Below are 21,078 nucleotides of genomic sequence, written 5' to 3'. Positions count from 1 at the left end.
TATAGTACAATTGAACTGGAACAAAAATAGCCAACGGAGGTTCACCAATCATGAAAAGAATAATATCAATGGCGCTGCTTTTGGCCCTCACCGCAGGCACATCAGCAACAAGCTTAAACAGTCCCGCGGCAGAGCTCCCTCAATCGGAATCTGCTCCTGCTGCGGCCACTGCCTCCTATAACATATCCTATGACGGCTACACTCTTGAGCAGGTTGTAGTCCTTAGCCGTCACAACATCCGCTCGCCCTTAAGCGGCGGTGATTCCCTTCTTGGCAAGATCACGCCCCATGAGTGGTTCGAGTGGTCCTCCGCACCAAGTGAGTTATCCCTTCGCGGCGGCGTTCTTGAGACTGAAATGGGACAGTATTTCAGAAAATGGCTGGAATCCGAGGAGCTTATCCCGGAGAACTATCATCCTGAAAACGGTGCTGTCAGAATCTATGCCAATTCCAAGCAAAGGACCATTGCAACAGCCCAGTATTTTACCTCGGGCATGTTCCCAACAGCAGGCCTTGAAGTTGAGCATCACGTGGAGTTCGACAAGATGGATCCCGTTTTCAATCCGCAGCTCACCTTCAGCACCGATGAATACGAACAGGACGCCATAGCGCAGATCTACGAGTGCTATGAAAAAGACATGACAGACCTTGCAGACAATTATGAGCTTCTCTCTGATGTGATAGACCTTGAAGACTCGGCGGCTTGGCAAAATGGCGAGGTGACAGCCTTTACTCCGAATGACGCAGTTTTTTCCATTAAAGAAGGAGCCGAACCCTCCGTCAGCGGATCTCTTAAGACCGCCTGCTCCGTCAGTGACGCCCTTGTACTGCAGTATTATGAGGAGAAAGATCCCATGAAGGCAGGCTTTGGCAATGAGCTGTCCCTTGAAGAGTGGAAAAAGATCTCTGAGATCAAAGACGTCTACGGCGACGTTCTCTTCACCGCTCCCATGGTGGCCGATAATGTAGCCTATCCCCTTATAAACGAGCTCTACTCCGAGATGGAGACAGATGGCAGAGTCTTCTCATTCCTGTGTGGTCACGATTCCAACGTAGGAAGCGTACTGGCTGCCCTTGGCGTCTCGGACTATGCCCTTCCCGATGCCGTTGAAAAAAAGACTCCCATCGGCTGCAAACTCGTTTTTTCCCGCTGGAGTAAGAACGGTGAGGACTTCTGGTCTGTGGATCTTGTATATCAGTCACCTGAGCAGCTCCGGGAGATGCCCCTTCTTAACATAAATAATTCACCGAGTATATACCACCTGAGCTTTGATGGAATCAGTCAGAACGCAGACGGTCTCTTATTTGACGAAGATCTGAAGAAGCTCTTTATTGATTCCATGGACTCCTATGAGAGCCTGTATCAGGAATATGTTGAGAAAGCCGCCTGATTCCTGAATCATATTGAATTCCTCTTGACGAGATCATATGCAAATATATAATTATATATAATAAGATATAATAAGATATAATTATATATATTAAGATGTGAATATATATTGATCACGTTGTATCATGCGATGCCATAATATATTCATACGCCATCGTACACAATCCCGGAGGAATTGCCATGACCATCAAGCAGATGCGTGAAGTAAAAGAAAACCGCGGCTACAGCTATTCTCAGCTGTCGGAATATACCGGAGTTCCGGCCATTACAATACAGAAGATTCTCACAGGAGTAACCAAGTCCCCTAGGAAGGCCACTCTGAATGCCCTGGAAAAGGTCCTTGGAGCAAACGAGGATTCTTACCGCGGTAAGGCCTATGAATATGGTACTGGTGAAAACTTAGTATGCGAAGATACCCCTAAATATAACACAGGCTCTATCACTGCATCTGCTAATCCAGATGGAATCAAGTATGGCAATCCATCCAAACGTCAGGGGGAGTTCACCCTGGAGGATTACTATGCCCTGCCGGACGAGCAGCGTGTTGAACTTATAGACGGTGTGTTCTATGACATGACCGCCCCGAGGATTGTTCATCAGGATATATCATACATAATCCACTCGACCATAGCCAATTTTATCAAGAAGAACAAGGGTAACTGCAAAGCATTTTCTGCTCCGGTGGATGTACAGATAGACTGCGATGATAAGACCATGGTTCAACCCGACGTTCTGGTAATATGCGACCGCAGCAAGATAAAGGGTTTTGGCGTCTATGGCGCTCCTGATTTTCTGGTTGAGATTCTGTCTGTATCTACAAGGAAAAAAGACATGACCATCAAGCTCTCCAAATATATGGAGGCCGGTGTCAGAGAATACTGGATCGTAGATCCAAAGAAAAGAATACTTATAACCTACAATTTCATGGATGAAGATTTTGTTCCGGTGATCCTCCCCCTTAAGGGAGAGGCACCGGTTGCAATATTCGATGGTAAACTTAAGATCAGCCTGGATGAGATCGCCGAATCCATAGATGAATTCGGTGAATAACTCTATCGCATATGATATTACTTAACTGCGATCTGGCAGGATCTCATGGTCTCAAGAGCAGCTGCATGCTTCTTAGGAGTTACGCCTGCGCAGCAAGCAGAATCTACACTGATCGGAACTTCAGGCATGAAGGCCTTTAAAAGAAGTGCATTGGATACTACGCAGATATCTGTGCAGAGTCCGATGAGTTCGATCTCAATCTCCTCTTTTGCTGCAATATCGCTGATTATCTTAACAAGATCTGTACTGCCGAAGGTGGGCTTATTTACGAAGGTTGCACCCTTCACCGCCTCGGCAACTTTTTTGTCCAGCTCCCAACCCTCTGTGCCTTCGATGCAGTGCTCAACGGGGAGGTTATGTCCCTCCTGAGTGTTCATGTAATCGGGCTGATGTGTATCTCTTGTCACAAAAATGTTCTCGGGAGCATATTCAGCTATCTTGGCAACAACGCCGGGTACGATGGCTACTGCCTCTGCGCTTCCAAGTGCTCCGTCAACAAAGTCCTTCTGCATGTCTACTACTACAAGCAATTTCCTCATAACTTCTTTCATTCCTCCTGAATGTATTATTCTGTTATATTCTCATTATTCTATGAGTATGATACCTATATTATTTGCCTGGCATTCTATAGCCTTGCACATTCATATACTTCCATGCCATGGCCAAGAAGCCTTGCTATCTTAAGCTCATCTACGGCATCTATGACTGCGTTATGCACTTCACAGTAGCCGTTCTCCCCGGTTAGCAGCCTCATGATTGGTTCCACACCGTAGCCTGTCTTGAGCCTTCCGGACTTACAGCAGGGAAGTGAATCCGGAATCGCTGAATTATACTGCTTATAAGCCGCCAGCCTCATGATATCGAACCACTCGAAACCAGCCAGCTCCGGCAGATGCCCCAGGTCGAACTTGGCGTTATAGGCCAGGATCCTGGTGACGTTGTTGCTACGAAGATACTCTTTTACCCCTTCCATAGCTTCACGCCTTGAGCACACGATCTCGGGAAGTCCCCTCATATGAACAACGCTGCTGAAATAACCTCCGATCATAACCTCCGGCTCGAAGATATAATATCTCTTATCCTTTAGTTCAAAGCTCTTCTCATCCGCCAGAGCAATTCCAATGGACATCACCTCATCACGCCAGTTAGTCTCGGTGTCGATGACTGCGATTGTTCCGCCATGTACGCTTTTCATCTCTGCCTTTTTGGAACTTGCTTTGATGTCCTTACCCTGAGATGATTCCCTTACCGGTGATGTACTCGCTGTCTGTTGCACACTCCTTGCATTAGTTGCAGTCTCTCTTACAGGCACCTTCCTACTTGTCGTGTCCCCGTTCTTTATCATATTCAAAAAGTCAAGCGAGCTGTTCATCTATAATTCCGCTTCCTTTCCAAATCCGTTACTTCGTAATCCTATTAAGACTTTTTTGCCTCGTAACATTGATACTATCCAATTTTATATGATATTTCAAGGTTGATTTTCCACGGTCGTTTTTGCACGGAATTCAGCCAAAATCTAACTGTCCGGCATTTTCTTTAATGATATAATTAATTCCGAAGGTATTAACGATGGACATCCATCAGCAAAAGTATTATGGAGGACAGGTATATGGCAAACAGAATTTCACTTAACGGCACATCTTATCATGGGGCTGGCGCTATCAATGAGATCACAAATGAAATCCAATCTCGCGGTTTCAAGAAGGCCTTCGTGGCTTCAGATCCCGATCTTATCAAGTTTGGCGTAACGGGGAAGGTTACAGATCTTCTGGAGAAGGCAGGCATTCCTTTTGAGATCTACTCAGACATCAAGCCCAATCCAACAATCGAAAATGTTAAAAACGGCGTAGAAGCCTTCAAAAAGTCCGGTGCTGACTGCATCGTAGCCGTAGGCGGCGGATCCTCAATGGATACCTCCAAGGCCATCGGTATCATAATCACCAATCCTGAATTTGCAGATGTTCGCTCCCTTGAGGGCGTTGCACCCACCAAGAACCCCTGCGTTCCAATCATTGCAGTTCCCACAACAGCAGGAACCGCTGCAGAGGTTACCATCAACTACGTTATCACCGACGTTGAAAAAGAGAGAAAGTTCGTGTGCGTAGATACTCACGACATGCCTATCGTTGCTGTTGTTGATCCCGAAATGATGGCTTCAATGCCAAAGGGTCTCACAGCCGCCACAGGTATGGATGCTCTTACACATGCCATTGAGGGTTACACCACAAGAGCTGCCTGGGAGATGACAGATATGTTCCATCTTGAGGCTATCCGTCTTATCTCACAGAATCTTCGTGACGCTGTTGACAACAAAAAGGAAGGCCGCGAAGGAATGGCTCTTGGCCAGTACATCGCAGGTATGGGCTTCTCCAACGTAGGACTTGGAATTGACCATGCTATGGCTCACACTCTTTCAGCTCACTATGACACTCCTCACGGCGTAGCTTGTGCGATGTTCCTTCCAATCTCCATGGAATTCAACAGAGAGTACACCGGCGAAAGACTTCGCGAAGTAGCAAGAGCAATGGGCGTTAAGGGCGTAGACGACATGTCCCAGGAAGAGTACCGCGACGCAGCCATCGCTGCAGTCAAGAAGCTGTCTGAGGACGTTGGTATTCCGAAGACCCTTGAGAAGATCAAGGAAGAGGATCTTGATCAGCTGGCAACCGATGCCCTGAACGATGCATGCTATCCCGGCAATCCGAGAGAAGCAACCAAGGAGCAGGTTATCGAGATGTTCAGAATGCTGATGGCATGATGACCAGATAGAACTTCATAAGAAACAATAGACCGTCGGAGGCACATTGTATCTGCTTCCGACGGTTTTTTTGCAGATATATGACACTTGCACCATGGAGCATAGTTCAACTATAATCAGTATTGATGTATATTTATCAAACTAAAGTAAAGTTGAGGCATATTATTATGGATGATAACAATAATTTAACACCGGAACAGAATGAAGAAGTTAAGGATTTTGCAGTTACGGAGAACAACTCCTGGGATGAGCATCAGCCCCAGGCAGGCCCCATCCCGCCACAGGGTCCGGGTAACATTCCCCCTCAGAATCCGAATATGGCTGCCCCTTCGAGACCGGGCATGGTTCCTCCTCAGGGGACAATACCTCCACAGGGCCCCGGCACCGTTCCTCCGCAGGCAGCATATCCTATCAACCCCGGTAAAAATCAGCCACCTGCTCTCATTCCTGAAATGTCAGTCAAGGACTGGATGCTGACCCTGCTGCTTGGTTATATTCCAATCGCAGGTCTGATCCTTAAAATCGTATGGGCAGCTGAGCATAACCCAAGGCCTGAAGAAAGAGGCAGAAAGAACTGGGCTATCGCAAGCCTTATCTGGAAACTCATCGGATATGTTATCTCGGTTGTATTATATTCAATATTGTCTGCAGTACTTTTGGGAATAATAGATTATTTCTTCTGATAGTTATTTGCATTAAAACAGCGCCGGTCCATCACGAACCGGCGCTTCTTATTGTCTTAAATATTACATAAGGAACTTGATCTTTCTAACACCAATAGGATCCTTAGCCTTACCCTTGAATACGTTTACAATAGCAGCGATATAAGCAATTATGATAATGAACTCGAAGACCGCTGTTACAAACACACCGGGAATAACGATGATGCAAGGGAGTAATGCAAGTATTGATGCTATCTCAAGTTTGATGGCATTCATCATATGGAATCTTGCAAACTTGGACTCCTTATGAAGGCTGCATACTATAACTCCAAGGAAGAAGAAGAAATAAGGAAGTGCTGCGATCAGCTTGTTCTCCTTGATATCCTCCTCATCAAAATCAGCTGTGTGATCTGATGGATCAAACTTTGGTGCCTGGGGCTTCATCTGAGGCTGTCCCTGAGGCTGCATGAACTGCTGTGGCATATTGCCCTGTCCCTGTCCGAAGGGCTGTCCTGCTGCTCCCTGCTGAGGTGCTCCAAATCCGGGGCGTCCGGGCTGACCCGGCATTCCGGGCTGTCCTCCCATTCCGGGCTGTCCTCCCATTCCGGGCTGACCTGGCTGTCTCGGCTGTCCGGGCTGTCCGCCAAATGCCGGCTGAGGGCCACCAAATCCGGGCTGTGGTCCGCCGAATCCAGACTGTGGACCACCAAATCCGGGCTGTGGACCTCCAAATGCAGGCTGTGGAGCCCCGAATCCGGGCTGTGGGCCGCCAAATGGTGGCATTGCGGGCTTATCTTCTGCAGCCGGCTTATCTTCTGCTACCGGCTTGTTCTCTTCATGTACTTCGTTATCTGACTTGGGCATTGCCATAACCGGAATTGGCTGTGGCATAGGTGAAGGCTCTGAGGAAGGAGCTGTATTAGCTTCAGTCTCAGAAGGCTTGTCTGTTTCTACTTTATCTGATGCAGGCTCGCTTGCAACAGCACTTGCAAGAGAATACCCGCAGTTATTGCAAAACATCACTTCATCTGCAACCTGGTTTCCGCAATTAGGACATATTTTCATATTCATTTACCTCCAACAATGAAATTTTTCACTTCCTCAATTCTACACTTTGAGCGGCTTACATGCAAACAAAATATAGTATTTTGCTGCATTTGACAAAAAGGCTGCGGTAATTTGCCGCAGCCCTTTCAAGTCACTTATTATTTTGCCAAAAATTCATTCTTATCTGCAATATTTATCAATAGTCTTTCTTATTGCTCCGGGACCCTCAATAAGCTCCATGAAATAAGAAACTATGCGGTCTGAAAGGCCAACTGCCTCCAGATCGGTTCCAAAGATGGTAGCGTCCTTAAGAAGAGGAAGTACAGCCGCCTTAACCTTGGCCTCATCCTTCTCTCCCAGTTTGATATCCTTAACAAATCCCATAGCCTTCTCAAGAAGCGGATCCGGACTCGGCTCAAAGGTATTGCCCGCATCATCAACAGCCATGAGATAACGAAGCCATCCCGCATGAACCATAGGAATGAACTTCAGATCGTTGACATCAAGCTCAGAAGATGCAGCATAGGCCTTGATGGTCTCACCGAATCTGATAGGGAGCTTCTGTGAAGTATCACAGGCTATTCTCTGAGGTGTATCGGGCATGAATACGTTGGGAATTCTAACGTTCACAACTGTATCGATAAACTCCTTGGGGCTGATAACTCCGGGATCGGTAACAACGGGAAGTCCCTCAGTGTAGCCAATCTTTTTAACCAGGTTTAAGAGAGATGCGTCCTTCATCTCATCGGAGATTTTGGTAAAGCCAAGAATGCATCCGTATACAGCAAGTGCTGTATGAAGAGGATTGAGGCAGGTGCAGACCTTCATGCGCTCTACCTTATCAACGGTCTCTTTTTCGGTAAAAATAACACCAACCTTCTCCAGAGCTGGTCTTCCGTTTGGGAACTTATCCTCAATAACCAGATACTCGCTCTCCTCTGCGTTTACGAAGGGAGCAACCCAGGTCTTCATGGAGGTAACCACGGGATCCAGCTCCTCCACTCCGTCTTTTCTAAGGATCTCGTCAACGGAATCGTCGGGTCTTGGTGTGATCTTGTCTATCATTGACCAGGGGAAGCTGACCTTGGTCTCATCATCGATATATGCTGCAAAGCCAGTGTCTGCCTTGCCATTCTCAGTCCAAGCCTTGGCAAAAGCGGATACTGCGGCGTAGAGCTTGTCTCCGTTGTGGGAGCAGTTGTCGGTGCTGACCATTGCGATCTTTTTCTCACCTGCAAGGTATCTTGCATATAAAAGAGCGGCTACCTTGCCGATGTAGCTGACAGGCTTCTCCGGGCCGTTTGCAAAATCAGCAGCAACTGCAGGAAGTGTCTCCCCTGCTGCATTTACAAGGCTGTAGCCCTTCTCTGTAATTGTAAAGGTTGCAAGCTGGAGACTGTCTGCGGCAAAGATCTCCTTGAGTCTGGCAAACTCTTTTTCATCGGAAGAATCCAGAATGCAGGACTCTGCGATGCTCTCTATAACGGACTTCTCAACATTGCCGTCAGCCTTAAGGGTTACAAGGATAGACAGGTTGTCGTGGGGGCGATACATCTTCCGGATGATCTCGTAGTCAAAGCCCTCAACAACGGTAAGTCCGGTGTCGTCAAGCCCCTCCTCCAGCATACGCTGTGACAGATTGGCCTGAAATGCTCTGAAAATATTGCCGGCGCCGAAGTGAACCCACTTGGGAGCTGCTATTGTTTTCTCAATCATTTTGGCTCTGTCGTAGGTGGGAAGAAAATAGCCCTTCTCCTTCCAGACTGCGTCTTTGATACTCTCACTGTTTAACTTCATTTTCTATACCTCTCATCAAAAAAATATGTCGGATCAGACTCCGCGCTTGTGGCTCTTGTCAATTGCTTCCCAGAGGCCGTTAAGGTAGGTTGCGCCAAGGGCTCTGTCATAGAGACCGTAGCCGGGCATTGCAACTTCTCCCCAGATCATTCTGCCGTGGTCAGGACGGATAGGGCCGTCAAAATCAGTCTCGTAGAGAGCCTTCATGATCTCGTACATGTCGAAGGTTCCGTCGGAGGACAGATGTGCTGACTCCTCAAAATTGGTGGGTGAAATGAATCTGAGGTTACGAACGTGGGCAAAATGGATTCTGCCCTTCAGTGCTCTTATCATGTGAGGCAGGTCGTTCTCAAGACTTGTGCCGTAGGAGCCTGAGCAGAAGGTTACGCCGTTATGCACGTCGTCAACTGCGTTCATGAGCTTCAGGATATTTTTTTCATTGTTGATGATCCTCGGAAGACCGAATACAGACCAGGCGGGATCGTCGGGATGAATCGCCATCTTGATGTCATATTTGTTGCATACAGGCATGATAGCCTTAAGGAAATATACGATGTTCTCGAAGAGCTTGTCCTCATCGATGTCCTTGTAGAGTTCAAAGAGCTCTTTGACATGAGCCATTCTCTCTGGCTCCCAGCCGGGCATTACGGAGCCGTTGGTGTCTCCTGCCAGGGTCTCAAACATCTTGGCGGGATCGATGGCATCAACTGCCTCCTGGGTGTAGGCAAGAACCGTGGAGCCGTCAGCTCTTTTTCTTGCGAGTTCTGTTCTTGTCCAGTCAAAGACAGGCATGAAGTTGTAGCAGACCATGTGGATGTCCTCTTTGCCAAGGTTCTCCAGTGTCTTGATGTAATTATCTATATGCAGGTCTCTGTCAGCTGTAGCTGCCTTGATGGCGTCGGATACGTTGACAGACTCGATTCCGGAGATGTGCATCCCTTCGGCGGCAACGTCAGCCTTGAGAGCCTTGATCTCGTCCTGCTCCCAGAGCTCACCGGCCTGCTTGTTGTAGAGAGTTGTGATAACTCCTGTTACACCGGGGATCTGTCTGATCTGCCAGAGCTTAACCGTGTCAAATTCTTTGCCGTACCAGCGAAGTGTCATTTCCATGATAAATACCTCATTTTTCATAAAAGATTTAAGTTTCTTTTAATACTGTACAGTGACTGGGCTCTTGGTAGAATAGAATTTCTTGTTGCACACATTGCAAAAGTTGTTGCGTGTACCTATAATTAAATTATGAAGAATAAACTACGATCATCTTTTAACACAAGACAATACATGCTTTCCTCGGATTTCGAGGTTTATTACTATTCAGACAAGGACTTCAAGACGCTGAGCCCCCACGCTCACAATTACTACGAGTTCTACCTTTTTATCGAGGGCGACATCACCATGGAGATTGTAAAAAACGACGGTGAGAAAGTCAGTCGCAAGCTGGAACAGGGGGATCTGATGCTGGTTCCTCCGGGAATCAGGCATCACGGCATCATGGGGGATTCCAAGAAGACCTATAGAAGATTCGTTTTCTGGATCAGCAAGAACTGCTGCAGCTCTCTTATGCAGGAGTCGGTGGACTACATGTACCTGATTCAGAAGGCAGAGGCTTTTCATCAGTATATCTTCCATCTTCCGCCGGCTGCTTTCCACCAGGTTGAGTCCAAGTTCCTGAGACTCCTGGAGGAGATCTCCAGCGAGAAATACGGAAGCGATGCGGTGCGGCACCTGTGCCTGTGCGATCTTATTATCACAATCAACAGGGCAATCTACGACGATGAGCACATGCAGTCAGAGAACGATGAGCTGTCTCTTTTCCAGAATATCCTGTCCTATGTGGAGAACAATCTGGAGGAGTCCCTGTCGCTGGATCAGATTGCCGGGAAGTTTTTTGTCAGTAAATATTACATCGCCCATCTGTTCAAGGATACGCTGGGCATATCGCTCCATCAGTACATTATCAAGAAGAGGCTGGCGGAGTGCCGAAGTGCCATCGTAAGCGGCGGAAGCATTACAGAAGTGTATGAAAAATACGGCTTTGGAGACTATTCCAGTTTTTTCAAGGCCTTTAAAAAGGAGTATGGCATGTCGCCGAAGGAGTACCAGAGCTGCCATATGATCTCGCCGGAGGGTTAACCATGGCTGTATGCGATGTCTGTCACAATAAATGCGATATTTCGGAGGGTAAGACCGGGGCCTGCCTTGCAAGAAAATGTGAGGACGACAAGGTTGTGCCGGAAAATTATGGCATGATCACGTCAATCGCCCTTGACCCAATTGAGAAAAAGCCGCTGAATCTCTTCCATCCCGGTTCCTATGTGGTTTCGGTGGGGAGCTACGGTTGCAATCTTCGGTGCCCTTTTTGCCAAAATCACGAGATTTCCTATGGGGTGCCTAAGCAGCTCCCCTGCAGGTATATGGCGCCGGAGGAACTGGCAGATATTGCAAAAGAGTATGAACCTCAGGGAAATATCGGTGTTGCCTTCACCTACAACGAGCCACTTATTGGCTACGAATATGTTGTGGACACCGCCAAGCTGATACACGAGGCGGGAATGAAGACGGTTCTTGTTTCCAACGGAAATGCGTCGGTGAGAGTATGCGAAGAGGTTTCGGAGCATATCGATGCGATGAATATTGATCTTAAGGGATTCACGGACGAATATTATGAGAAGGTGCTTCGCGGCAGTCGCAAGATGGTCATGGACTTCATCTCCCATGCTGCGACGAGGTGCCACATGGAGGTCACCACTCTCGTGATCCCGGGATTTAACGACAGTGATGAAGAAATGGAGAGGATATCTGACTGGATTGCCGGGCTTGACGGCGGAAGGGGCGCTGAGAATGTGGCGCTTCATATCAGCAGGTATTTTCCGAGATTTCATATGGACAAACCTGCGACTGATGTGGAGGTGATATATCATCTCGCGGAGGTGGCGGGGAAGAAGCTGAAGCACGTATATACAGGGAATTGCTGAGTTTTGTGGGACGGATGTGAGTCAAAGGGGACGGTTCTTTCTGACTCGCTTCGTGAGTCAGAGAGAACCGTCCCTTTTGACTCGCATCCGTCCCCTTGTGATAAAGGAGGTAGCTTATGCCGATTCTAGGTGCATTCATGGTTCCACATCCGCCGATAATCCTGCCGGAGGTAGGAGGCGGCGAAGAAGAAAAAATAGCTCTGACAACACAGAGTTATCAGAAAGTCGCTGATATGATCGCTGCTCTTAAGCCGGAAACCATCATTATTTCCAGCCCCCACAGCATCATGTACGCGGACTATTTTCATATTTCTCCGGGCAAGTATGCCTCCGGGAATATGGGAAGATTTCGCGCATCCCAGGTGAAGTTCCGGGAGGAATACGACACAGAGCTGGTGGATAAGATAAGTTCCCTGTGCGAAGAAGCTGATTTTCCCGCAGGCCCTGACGGAGAGCGGGATCCGGAGCTGGACCACGGGACCATGATTCCTCTTTACTTTATCAGGCAGAAATATAACGATTTCAAGCTGGTGCGTATAGGCTTATCCGGCCTTCCGCTTCCCATGCACTACGAATTTGGACAGATAATCCAGAGGGCTGTGAATTCACTTGGCAAAAAAGTCGTGTTTATCGGAAGTGGAGATCTGTCCCACAAGATGAAGGAAGACGGACCTTACGGCTTTGCTGCAGAAGGGCCGGTATATGATGAGCGCATCATGCAGGTCTGCGGCAGCGGCGAATTTGATAAGCTCCTGGATTTCGATGAGAATTTCTGTGAAAAAGCGGCTGAGTGTGGCCACAGGTCCTTTACCATCATGGCAGGAGCCTTGGACGGTGTGTCTGTGAAGGCTACGGAGCTGTCCCATGAGGCCACCTTCGGCGTTGGCTACGGTATATGCACCTTCGAGCCGGGAATGCCTGATGATTCAAGGCATTTTCTTGATAAATGGCGTGATGAGAAGGTGTCTACCCTTGCCTCCCACCGCGAAAATGAAGACCTGTATGTGCAGCTGGCCAGATTCTCACTGGAGTCTTATATCAAAGCGGGAACACGCATCAGTAGAAGCGATCTTAAGGATGATAAGTGGAAAGCGCTGCCGGCAGAGATCTTTTCCAAGAAAGCCGGAGCCTTTGTTTCCATACACAAAGACGGCGCCCTGCGCGGCTGCATCGGAACCATACTTCCCACAAGGGAGTGCGTTGCCGATGAGATACTGCAGAACGCCATAAGTGCTGCTGTAAATGATCCCAGATTTTCCCCGATCCGCGAGGATGAACTGCCCTATCTCGAGATGAGCGTTGATGTTCTTGATACACCTGAACCAATCTCAGGGCCTGAAGAACTGGATGTCAAGAGGTACGGCGTGATCGTGACCTCAGGAAGAAAACGGGGCCTGCTGCTTCCTAATCTCGATGGGGTTGACACCATTGATCAGCAGATTGAGATTGCCTGCAGAAAGGCGGGGATATATGAAGATGAGGAGTATACGATGGAAAGATTTGAAGTAGTAAGACACGAGTAAAACAATGAAATTCATCGGATGACAGAAGGGACGGTTCTTTTGGTTTCTTTTATCCAGACCTTTCTTGCCAAAAATACTATGCCTATAACCATAATCGCAATAACAACTTCCGTAATATACTCCGCTCCCGCTATTCCGGATTTTGCTATCAATACTGTTACTGCGTCGAAAACGGCATGTATAAGCATCGATAAAACATACATCCGGAGTTTATTGTTTTTTACCCCAAACCATACGAGAACGGACAGTGCCATGTGAATCGTGATGGCCAGTATTCTCTCTACAATTCCCAGAAGAAAAGCTGCAGGTGCTATGGTTGTCAGCGGCTGTATCTGCTCTATAAATACATCCACACTCTCAGCCGGCAAGGCCGATGTAACAGTTCCTATTGTCCCGGAATTGATCATAATCGACATCACGATATTGCTAATCATGGTAATTCCAAGAATTGCCATTGCCTCGAAGCCGCCGTGGCCTGCGCCGTACATAATGGCGTTGATATCCTTGTCCCTGAACTGCTTCATAACAGTCTTGAATGCCACAAGCCTTCCGGTCTCTTCAAAAAGTCCCGCCATCAGTCCGCCATAGATGGCAAACATTAGGATGTTATTCTGAACCGTTTTTCCAACGGGTGTTGGAAGAAAAATATTGTGAACTATGGACTCCAGGATCAGCGCAAACACCAGCATCACCAGGCATCCGATCAGGAATGGCGGCACATCTGCGCCTTTTTTCTTAAGGTATAAAAGAATTAACAATGGGATCGCAATTGAACAGATTGCAGCTACTCCCATCATTACAATCGATATGGTTGAAACTGTTCCGGTAATCATAATGATATCCTCCTAGTGAATATCAAATTCAGGCGGCTCGTCCATGGTCTCTGAGACGTATTTGCCGTCTTTCTTCCTCTGCTTGACACATTCTGTAAGTAAGTATTCTATCTGTCCGTTCACTGAACGGAAGTCATCCTCCGCCCAGGCAGCTATGGCATTGTATAACTTCTCGTTCAGTCGAAGCGGAACCTGCTTTTTTTCTGCCATCAGTACAAGCTTCCTGAGTTAACCACAGGCTGTGCGTCGTGGTTACCACAGAGAACTACGAGAAGGTTTGAAACCATGGCTGCCTTGCGCTCCTCGTCAAGTTCCACAAGTTCTTTTTCATTAAGACGTTCCAAAGCAAGCTCTACCATTCCAACTGCGCCGTCTACAATAAGCTTCCTGGCGTCAACAACTGCTGCCGCCTGCTGTCTCTGAAGCATTGCTGCTGCGATCTCAGGTGCATATGCAAGATATGTGATCCTTGCATCAACGATCTCGATGCCGGCATCTGCAACTTTGCCCTGAATCTCCTGCATGATCCTGCCTGCCACAAGCTCTGTGGAACCACGAAGACTTCCGTCATCTGCCTGTCCGTCGCCGGTGGTATCTACGTTCTCGGTTACGTCGTAGGGGTATAACTTAACTACGTTTCTGACTGCAGTGTCACACTGAAGTGAAAGATATTCCTTGTAGTTGTCTACCGCAAAAACTGCCTTGGCTGTATCTGTAACTTTCCACATAACAGCAACTGCGATCTCAACAGGGTTACCAAGGATGTCGTTAACCTTCTGACGTGAATTGGAAAGGGTCATGACCTTTAGAGAGATCTTTTTGTTTCTTACGGATGTCTCAAGATTCACATTGCCGGTCTGAAGAACAGCTGTGAGCTTGTTCTTGTTGTTGTCGGAAATGTCTCCGCTCTGTCCCAGCTTGGTGTCTGCTGCGGGGTTAACCGATGTGCAGAAGGGATTAACAAAGAAGAAGCCGTCACCCTTGAGGGTTCCCACATATTTACCAAAGAGTGTAAGCACCAGCGCCTCGCCGGGTTTAAGGATCTTAAGTCCAAGATAGAAGACCCAGCCAACGCATAAATAGATGCAGCCGGCAACAAAAATTGTTACATACATTCCCTTGTTGGTGTCGCCGTCAAGCCCCATGGCTGACCAGATAAGTGCTACACAGGCTGCCACATATAGCAATGTGATAAGGATAAGGGCTGCCATTCCGTTCTTGTGTCCCTGAATTTCTCTTTCCTTTATGTTTTCATTCATAATGTTCACCTCCGTTTATTTGAAAGAAACATAATTTGTATTTATTTGATATCATAATGATATCACTCTAATTTCAAAAGTCAACTAGTCTATTTTCCTAGAATGGCAATATATAGAGATGACACGGGGACTCATTGAACCGTCCCCGTGTCATCTACTCTGTTATCTACTTCTTTTTATTTCAACTTCTCACCGCCCACCTCATCTTAGTGGACTTACTTCTTGGATTTATCCTGCACTCCTCAGCTGACGGCCGAATCACATCGCTGGACACATCGCTGTAGATTCCGGCTTTTTTGAGCTCCTTGAAGGACTTTTTAACCAGTCTGTCCTCTCCGGAATGGAAGGTAAGGATTGCTGCCCTTCCGCAGGGATTAAGCACATTCGGGAGTTTCTCAAGGAAGGAATAGAGAACTTCGAATTCGCTGTTCACATCGATCCTGAGCGCCTGGAATACTCTGGCGCAGGACTTCTTGATCGCATCCTGCTTCTCTTCCTTTGGCACCTTCCAGAGGGCATCCTCTATGGCCTTTCTGAGGGCTGTTGTGGTGTCCATGGGATCACCTTTTTTCATAAGGTTAAAGACCTTCTCGGCAATCTCCTGTGCATAGGGTTCATCGGAGTTCTCTATCATCATTCCGATGAATTCCTCTTTGGTTATGTTGTGAAGGCGCTCTGCTGCCGACTCTCCGTGTTCAGGATCAAGTCGAAGGTCCAGGGGTCCGTCAATCTTGTAGGAAAAACCTCTTGAAGGATCATCAATCTGCATTGAGGATACTCCAAGGTCCGCCAGGACAAAATCAAACTTTCCCGCTTCCTTGGCAACTTTATCGATATTGGCGAAATTGATAAGTCTGAACTTGAAATTATCCTCGGAAAAGCCTGCTTTTCTAAGGCGCTCCACTGTCTTCTTGGACTCAATCGGGTCTATGTCAAGGCCGTAGATGCAGCCCTTGCCTTGGAGCTGCTCCAGCATCCTTGAGGTGTGCCCGCCATAGCCCAGCGTGCAGTCAAGGCCCTGCTGCCCCGGCTGTATCTGCAGAAAATCCAGTATCTCCTTAACCATGATGGAAATATGCATTCCCGCAGGGGTTGAGCCCTTGGATATCACATGGGCCACGGTGTCCGCATATTTTTCAGGATCCAGCTCCTTGTATTTTTCCTCAAATTTCCTGGGATATTTTCCCGAGTAATGTACTCTTCGTTTGTGTTTGTTTTCTTCCATAATTTCGCTTTCTGTCGTAATAATCCATTTTTTCAGGCAGTAAGTCTGTATCCCCGCCCATGCCGGCTATTTTCTGACAGTCATCTCGCCGGCCATATTTATTGAATAATAGTCCCGGATCTCATGGAGGTCCTGCGTCATTCCCAGTATCCACATAAGCTTGGTAAGAGCCGCTTCCCCGGTCATGTCATGGGCCTCAAGAGCTCCTATCTCGAGAGTTCTTTTCCCTGTCTCGTAGACATCCATCTTGGAACCCTCGTAGCGGCACTGGGTTCCCACCACCACTGTCATTCCGCCCTTTATAAGCTCATCCAGCGTGGATATGAAGTCGTGCTTTAGAAAAGGCATTCCGCCGATGCCGTAGGCCTCGATATACAGGCCCTTGTAACCCTGATCCGCCAGGGATTCCAGAAGGCTCCTGTGGATGCCGGGGAACATTTTTATCATGCAGACCTTGTCCGAATAGGCGTTGGAGAGCTTGAAGATTCCGGTCCTCTCCGGAACTGCCGCCGTGTCGATCTTCATTCCCAGCGAGCTTATGGTGGCAATATTCGGATAATTGATGCTCTCAAAGGCGTCAAAGCTAAGGGAGCGGACCTTGGAAGCCCTGCAGCCCAGCATTACTTTTCTGTTAAAAGCGACAAATACGCCCGGAATCTGACTTGCAGCCATGTGTATCGCGCATCTGCAGTTCTCCATGGCATCCGCCACCGGATTGGTTATGGACAGCTGCGAGCCTGTGATCACCACCGGGATTCCGATATTCCTCAGCATAAAAGAGAGCATTGAAGAGGTGTAGGCCAGTGTGTCCGTTCCGTGGATCACCACGATGCCGTCATAGCTGTTTCTGCTCTCCCCTATTCTGGCTGCCAGAGCGCTCCAGTCCTCGGGAAAAATGTTTGCACTGTCCAGGGAACAGAAATCCTCGATCTCTATGTCAACATCTCCCGATACCATCCTGAGCTCTTTTTGCATGTCATAGATGGACAGCCCCGGAATAAGGCCGCTCTCCTTCATAACTGCAGACAGAGTGCCTCCGGTATTTATGATAAGAATCTTTTTTCTCACGTAAAACTCCTTTATATTAAAGTCAGTGACCTAATTTCTTGCATGTTCGTAACTATCATACCATATTTGGCATTGCAGCTTCCAATTGTGTCCCGGATTGTTTACAAACAGCGACAATATCGTTAGAATAAGTGACTGACGAGAGGGGAAAAATCATGAGTCTATCGATTATATTGCAGCAGATGGGCGTCATCTGCATATTGGTTTCCATAGGAATACTGCTACAGAAAAAGGGCGTGGTGGATGACCTCACCTCCAAAAAGCTGTCCGCCATCGTTGTGGATGTATGCAATCCCGCACTGATAATGGCCTCTATCCTTGGCGGAAATATCACAGCAGGCCGCAGAGACCTGATATACGCCGCAGGACTTGGTGTGGCATTCTACGCATTCCTGGTGGTCATTGGCATGTTCCTGCCAAGGCTCCTTCATGCTTCTTTGGATAACCGCAAGTTCTACAATCTGATGTGTGTTTACACCAATACCGGTTTCCTTGGTATCCCCATCGCCAAGGCAATACTTCCTGCCAACGCAATAATCTACGTTATAGTTATAAATATTTTTTACAGTCTGCTTTTTTACACCCATGGTCTCGCAGTTCTTGACCACGGGACTTCTAATTCGGGCAAAAAAGAGGGCAGTTCCCTGAAGCAGATCATTAACCCGGGCATAATCATGGCGTGCCTTAGCCTTCTTGTGTTCTGGTTCAGCATCAAGCTTCCGCCGATACTGGAGAACACTGTGATCTACGTAGGAAATGCCACAATTTTCCTATCCATGGTGCTGCTGGGCGTATCCATCGCCAGATCTCGCTTTACGGATTCCCTGAAGGACTGGAGGATCTGGGTATTCATTGCCTTAAGGCTGGTACTGCTGCCAATTCTTGTTGTCCTTATCCTTCACAGCGTATCCTTCGATAAGACCGCAACTTTGGCAATGTGCCTTATGGCTGCGGTTCCTGTGGGAAATCTTCCCATGATCCAGGCGGAGAAAAAGGGCATGGATACCACAATTTTATCCTCTGCAATAGCAGTCACAACGGTTGTGTCCATCGTCACGATAACAATACTGATCGCCGTAGCAACTGCGGTTCTATAAAAAAACAGCCCTGTCACCGGGGCTGTTTTTGGATTGTCCTATATGTAAGTTCAAGCATTCCTATATTGAGCGCTGCAAAGATCAAGAGATATACCGGCATTATTCCGATTCCGATATTCTGCTGAAGATGTCCGAATACCATGGGCATAAAGGTGCTTCCCACATAGGCTGAGGCCATCTGAAGACCTATCACCGCAGCGCTGTGTCTTTTGCCAAAATTTGTTGGTGCCATGTGCTGAATTGCAGGATACACCGGTCCCATCCCCGTTCCGATGATCACGAAGCCTGCTGCCGCCGCAAGATATCCGCCTATTGGCATCGCAACCAGCATTATTCCCACAATTTCAACTATAATTCCTATTCTGATAAGGAGCCTGTCCCCCAGTTTATTAGACACAAATCCGGAGATGAGCCTTCCCAGCATCAGTCCTCCAAATACAAGGGAGCCGAAGGATGCTATCAGCTCGTCGCTAAGTCCTGCCCTGGTTCCGGCAAAATAGCTGGGAGTCCAGAGAAAACAGGTGGCCTCCCCTGCGCAGTAAGCAAAGAAAGCAACCAGCGTAAGCACTACTCCGGGAACCTTCAGCGTCTCCCTGATCCCTGCGCTGTCAGCAATCTCATCACTTCTTGCTTCTTCATTCTTTTTCCAGAGAGGCAGTGATAAGATGCACACAATAAGTATCCCTGTCTGCAAAAAAGCTGTCCATCTATAGCCTTCATTCCATCTTGCATATTTCAGCGCCAGCGCCATGATAGAAGGACTGATAACTGCGCCAACACCGTAGAAGCAGTGGAGGAAATTCATTACAGAGCCTGAATAATTATTGGCCACATAGTGATTCACGGAGGCGTCTATGGCGCCGGCTCCAAGTCCATAGGGTATCGCAAAGAGAAAGAGCATAGCGTACTGCCCCCGAAAACGAGAAGCCCAGTAGCCCAAACACTGTCAGCATTATGGAAAAGATCACTATCCATTTTGTATGAAATCTCTTGATAAGCTTTGGACTTAGAAGTGCCGAAATGATGGTCATAAAGGAAATGGTCATTGACACATATCCTGCATAGGACGAGGGTACGTTAAAGACCATCTGCATTTTGGGCCATCCTGAGCCCAGGAGCGAATCCGGAAGTCCAAGACTAATAAATATCAAATATATAACCGCTAACAACAAACCCATGATTACTGTTCTCCACTATTTTTTTATCAAGTATTTCTCCATTTCATGTGATTCTCCTTATACTGCGACTATTCAGTAAATATTTCCAGCTTAGAAATGAAATCCTCCAGAATGTATCTGGAATCTGCGTCAGTGTATATGCGAATCTTGGGGTTATCCTCTTTTGCCTCTGAGGATGTGTCCTCAAGAATCAGAGGCGCTGTAGCATCGTGATAATGACCACAGCCGGGGTTAATGGCGATGGCAAAGGGATCGTCCGCTTCGCAGGCTGCATCTGTATCTATGATAACTCTTATTTTTTTGTAATCCGGAATAGTGAAATTGAACCCCATTTTTGTGTCCCCCTGCTTCGGACGCATATTATCATCCATCGCACACGGATCAAAATAGCAGTCTTTTACTTTTTGTTGCTCCACTTGATCTTCCATATATTCTCTATTGTTTCCTGTTTAGTCTTTCTGATAAGATAGCATCCTGCTACAAGAAGAGTCACCGAAACCGCCAGTATAATCACATAATACGAAATACCAACATTCCCGCTATCAGAAACTACAACGCCCTTTTCATTGATGGTTGGATCTGTAACAAAATTGATAAAATCATACACAGCGTGAGCAATCATTCCCGGGATTACCGAGCCGGTCCTCAGATATATTCCGGCGAGAACAAAACCGCCACAGGTTGCCATGAATGCCTGTATCAGAGTCATGACAGGATCTGCTCCTACGAATATATTTGTCAAATGGAGCGGTCCGAAGATGACAGATGAGATAATTACTACTGTCACTGCCCTATTCTTCACCTTCAGATATCTCATTCCTATAGGAATAAGCATCGCCCTGAAAATGGTCTCCTCACTAATGCCAGCCATTAGTGCCAGACACACGAAAGAAACTGATGGTTTGAAAGCAAGTCCACTATATATAGCATTTATGATTATGCATCCGATAATAAGGATTGCCATCGCAGAGGATACCATAAGTATCTCTTTTACCGGAACATGAGCCTTAAACACGCCATCAAATTCAGGCGAAAACCACTTATTATAAATGATCAGAAGAACCAGGGACAGAGCGGAGACAATAAGTGCGCTTACTACTCCCTGTGGCTGGCCGCTCAATTGAGTTAATAAACCCAGAGGAACTGTCAGTATCATTGCGATTACAGCATTTTTTTCACATAATGAATGTTTCCTTACTTTTTTGTTTTCCATAAC

At 47.3% G+C, this 21,078-nt stretch carries 21 protein-coding genes; 8 read left to right on the top strand and 13 right to left on the bottom strand.

Annotation, left to right across the window (positions count from 1 at the left end):
- Window positions 1-50: 50 nt before the first annotated feature.
- Together G588_RS0110410 and G588_RS0110405 are read left to right on the top strand one after the other, a co-directional pair.
- On the top strand, window positions 51-1,391 hold the full coding sequence (locus G588_RS0110410) for a histidine-type phosphatase (RefSeq protein ID WP_022778678.1): 1,341 nt from the start codon (window positions 51-53) through the stop codon (window positions 1,389-1,391).
- A gap of 179 nt (window positions 1,392-1,570) precedes the next feature.
- Window positions 1,571-2,440, top strand: a complete 870-nt coding sequence (locus tag G588_RS0110405) for a Uma2 family endonuclease (RefSeq protein ID WP_022778677.1) — start codon at window positions 1,571-1,573, stop codon at window positions 2,438-2,440.
- A 17-nt stretch (window positions 2,441-2,457) separates the two neighbouring features.
- Here the strand turns inward: G588_RS0110405 and G588_RS0110400 are convergent, their stop codons facing one another.
- Window positions 2,458-2,979 carry a cysteine hydrolase family protein gene (locus tag G588_RS0110400; protein ID WP_026668711.1) on the bottom strand — a complete coding sequence of 174 codons (522 nt, stop codon included), beginning with the start codon at window positions 2,977-2,979 and terminating at the stop codon, window positions 2,458-2,460.
- Between the two features lie 86 nt (window positions 2,980-3,065).
- The gene (locus G588_RS0110395) at window positions 3,066-3,812 is read right to left on the bottom strand and encodes a hypothetical protein (RefSeq protein ID WP_022778675.1); all 747 of its coding nucleotides are present in this window, start codon (window positions 3,810-3,812) and stop codon (window positions 3,066-3,068) included.
- A 237-nt stretch (window positions 3,813-4,049) separates the two neighbouring features.
- Between G588_RS0110395 and fucO the strand changes: the two genes are divergently transcribed.
- Both fucO and G588_RS0110385 read left to right on the top strand, forming a co-directional pair.
- A complete protein-coding gene (gene fucO / locus G588_RS0110390) occupies window positions 4,050-5,198 on the top strand; it encodes a lactaldehyde reductase (protein ID WP_022778674.1) in 1,149 nt (382 codons plus the stop codon).
- Window positions 5,199-5,365: 167 nt separating this feature from the next.
- A complete protein-coding gene (locus G588_RS0110385; RefSeq protein ID WP_022778673.1) occupies window positions 5,366-5,881 on the top strand; it encodes a hypothetical protein in 516 nt (171 codons plus the stop codon).
- A gap of 63 nt (window positions 5,882-5,944) precedes the next feature.
- Here the strand turns inward: G588_RS0110385 and G588_RS21550 are convergent, their stop codons facing one another.
- From G588_RS21550 to uxuA, 3 genes are all read right to left on the bottom strand, one after another.
- A complete protein-coding gene (locus G588_RS21550; RefSeq protein ID WP_022778672.1) occupies window positions 5,945-6,925 on the bottom strand; it encodes a zinc-ribbon domain-containing protein in 981 nt (326 codons plus the stop codon).
- Window positions 6,926-7,087: 162 nt separating this feature from the next.
- Window positions 7,088-8,704 (bottom strand): mannitol dehydrogenase family protein, encoded by a 1,617-nt coding sequence (locus G588_RS0110375; protein ID WP_022778671.1) that lies wholly within the window; start codon window positions 8,702-8,704, stop codon window positions 7,088-7,090.
- Window positions 8,705-8,737: 33 nt separating this feature from the next.
- Window positions 8,738-9,814: a mannonate dehydratase gene (gene uxuA / locus G588_RS0110370; protein ID WP_022778670.1), complete on the bottom strand. Its 1,077-nt coding sequence runs from the start codon at window positions 9,812-9,814 to the stop codon at window positions 8,738-8,740.
- 129 nt (window positions 9,815-9,943) lie between these two features.
- Here uxuA and G588_RS0110365 point away from each other — a divergent pair, with 129 nt between their 5' ends.
- The 3 genes from G588_RS0110365 to amrA all read left to right on the top strand — a co-directional run bounded on the left by G588_RS0110365 (window position 9,944) and on the right by amrA (window position 13,202).
- Window positions 9,944-10,837 (top strand): helix-turn-helix domain-containing protein, encoded by an 894-nt coding sequence (locus G588_RS0110365; protein ID WP_026668709.1) that lies wholly within the window; start codon window positions 9,944-9,946, stop codon window positions 10,835-10,837.
- 2 nt (window positions 10,838-10,839) lie between these two features.
- Complete coding sequence (amrS, locus tag G588_RS0110360) at window positions 10,840-11,679, top strand: AmmeMemoRadiSam system radical SAM enzyme (RefSeq protein ID WP_022778668.1); 840 nt, start codon at window positions 10,840-10,842, stop codon at window positions 11,677-11,679.
- Window positions 11,680-11,795: 116 nt separating this feature from the next.
- A complete protein-coding gene (amrA, locus tag G588_RS0110355; RefSeq protein ID WP_022778667.1) occupies window positions 11,796-13,202 on the top strand; it encodes an AmmeMemoRadiSam system protein A in 1,407 nt (468 codons plus the stop codon).
- Between the two features lie 11 nt (window positions 13,203-13,213).
- Here the strand turns inward: amrA and G588_RS0110350 are convergent, their stop codons facing one another.
- The 5 genes from G588_RS0110350 to G588_RS0110330 all read right to left on the bottom strand — a co-directional run bounded on the left by G588_RS0110350 (window position 13,214) and on the right by G588_RS0110330 (window position 17,587).
- Complete coding sequence (locus tag G588_RS0110350) at window positions 13,214-14,035, bottom strand: YhfC family intramembrane metalloprotease (RefSeq protein WP_022778666.1); 822 nt, start codon at window positions 14,033-14,035, stop codon at window positions 13,214-13,216.
- Window positions 14,036-14,047: 12 nt separating this feature from the next.
- Window positions 14,048-14,245, bottom strand: coding sequence for a PTS ascorbate transporter subunit IIC (locus tag G588_RS0110345; RefSeq protein WP_022778665.1), 198 nt, complete (start codon window positions 14,243-14,245; stop codon window positions 14,048-14,050).
- Window positions 14,245-15,294: an SPFH domain-containing protein gene (locus G588_RS0110340; RefSeq protein ID WP_022778664.1), complete on the bottom strand. Its 1,050-nt coding sequence runs from the start codon at window positions 15,292-15,294 to the stop codon at window positions 14,245-14,247. Before G588_RS0110340 ends, G588_RS0110345 begins: the two co-directional genes overlap by 1 nt.
- Before the next feature lie 181 nt (window positions 15,295-15,475).
- On the bottom strand, window positions 15,476-16,519 hold the full coding sequence (rsmH, locus tag G588_RS0110335) for a 16S rRNA (cytosine(1402)-N(4))-methyltransferase RsmH (RefSeq protein ID WP_022778663.1): 1,044 nt from the start codon (window positions 16,517-16,519) through the stop codon (window positions 15,476-15,478).
- Window positions 16,520-16,585: 66 nt separating this feature from the next.
- Window positions 16,586-17,587: an asparaginase gene (locus G588_RS0110330; RefSeq protein ID WP_022778662.1), complete on the bottom strand. Its 1,002-nt coding sequence runs from the start codon at window positions 17,585-17,587 to the stop codon at window positions 16,586-16,588.
- A 155-nt stretch (window positions 17,588-17,742) separates the two neighbouring features.
- Between G588_RS0110330 and G588_RS0110325 the strand changes: the two genes are divergently transcribed.
- Window positions 17,743-18,684 carry an AEC family transporter gene (locus tag G588_RS0110325; RefSeq protein WP_081644314.1) on the top strand — a complete coding sequence of 314 codons (942 nt, stop codon included), beginning with the start codon at window positions 17,743-17,745 and terminating at the stop codon, window positions 18,682-18,684.
- A 13-nt stretch (window positions 18,685-18,697) separates the two neighbouring features.
- On the opposite strand, the gene G588_RS19875 is transcribed toward G588_RS0110325, so the two are convergent.
- The 3 genes from G588_RS19875 to G588_RS21545 all read right to left on the bottom strand — a co-directional run bounded on the left by G588_RS19875 (window position 18,698) and on the right by G588_RS21545 (window position 21,075).
- Complete coding sequence (locus G588_RS19875; RefSeq protein WP_242830358.1) at window positions 18,698-19,585, bottom strand: MFS transporter; 888 nt, start codon at window positions 19,583-19,585, stop codon at window positions 18,698-18,700.
- A gap of 345 nt (window positions 19,586-19,930) precedes the next feature.
- Window positions 19,931-20,194, bottom strand: a complete 264-nt coding sequence (locus tag G588_RS0110315; RefSeq protein ID WP_022778660.1) for a hypothetical protein — start codon at window positions 20,192-20,194, stop codon at window positions 19,931-19,933.
- A gap of 65 nt (window positions 20,195-20,259) precedes the next feature.
- Window positions 20,260-21,075, bottom strand: coding sequence for a CPBP family intramembrane glutamic endopeptidase (locus G588_RS21545; protein WP_022778659.1), 816 nt, complete (start codon window positions 21,073-21,075; stop codon window positions 20,260-20,262).
- Between the last annotated feature and the right edge of the window lie 3 nt (window positions 21,076-21,078).

The sequence above is a fragment of the Butyrivibrio sp. AE3009 genome, assembly GCF_000420845.1.
GTDB lineage: Bacteria > Bacillota > Clostridia > Lachnospirales > Lachnospiraceae > Butyrivibrio.
The sequence above is the reverse complement of the archived record's forward strand: the minus strand, read 5'-3'. Positions and strand labels throughout refer to the sequence as shown.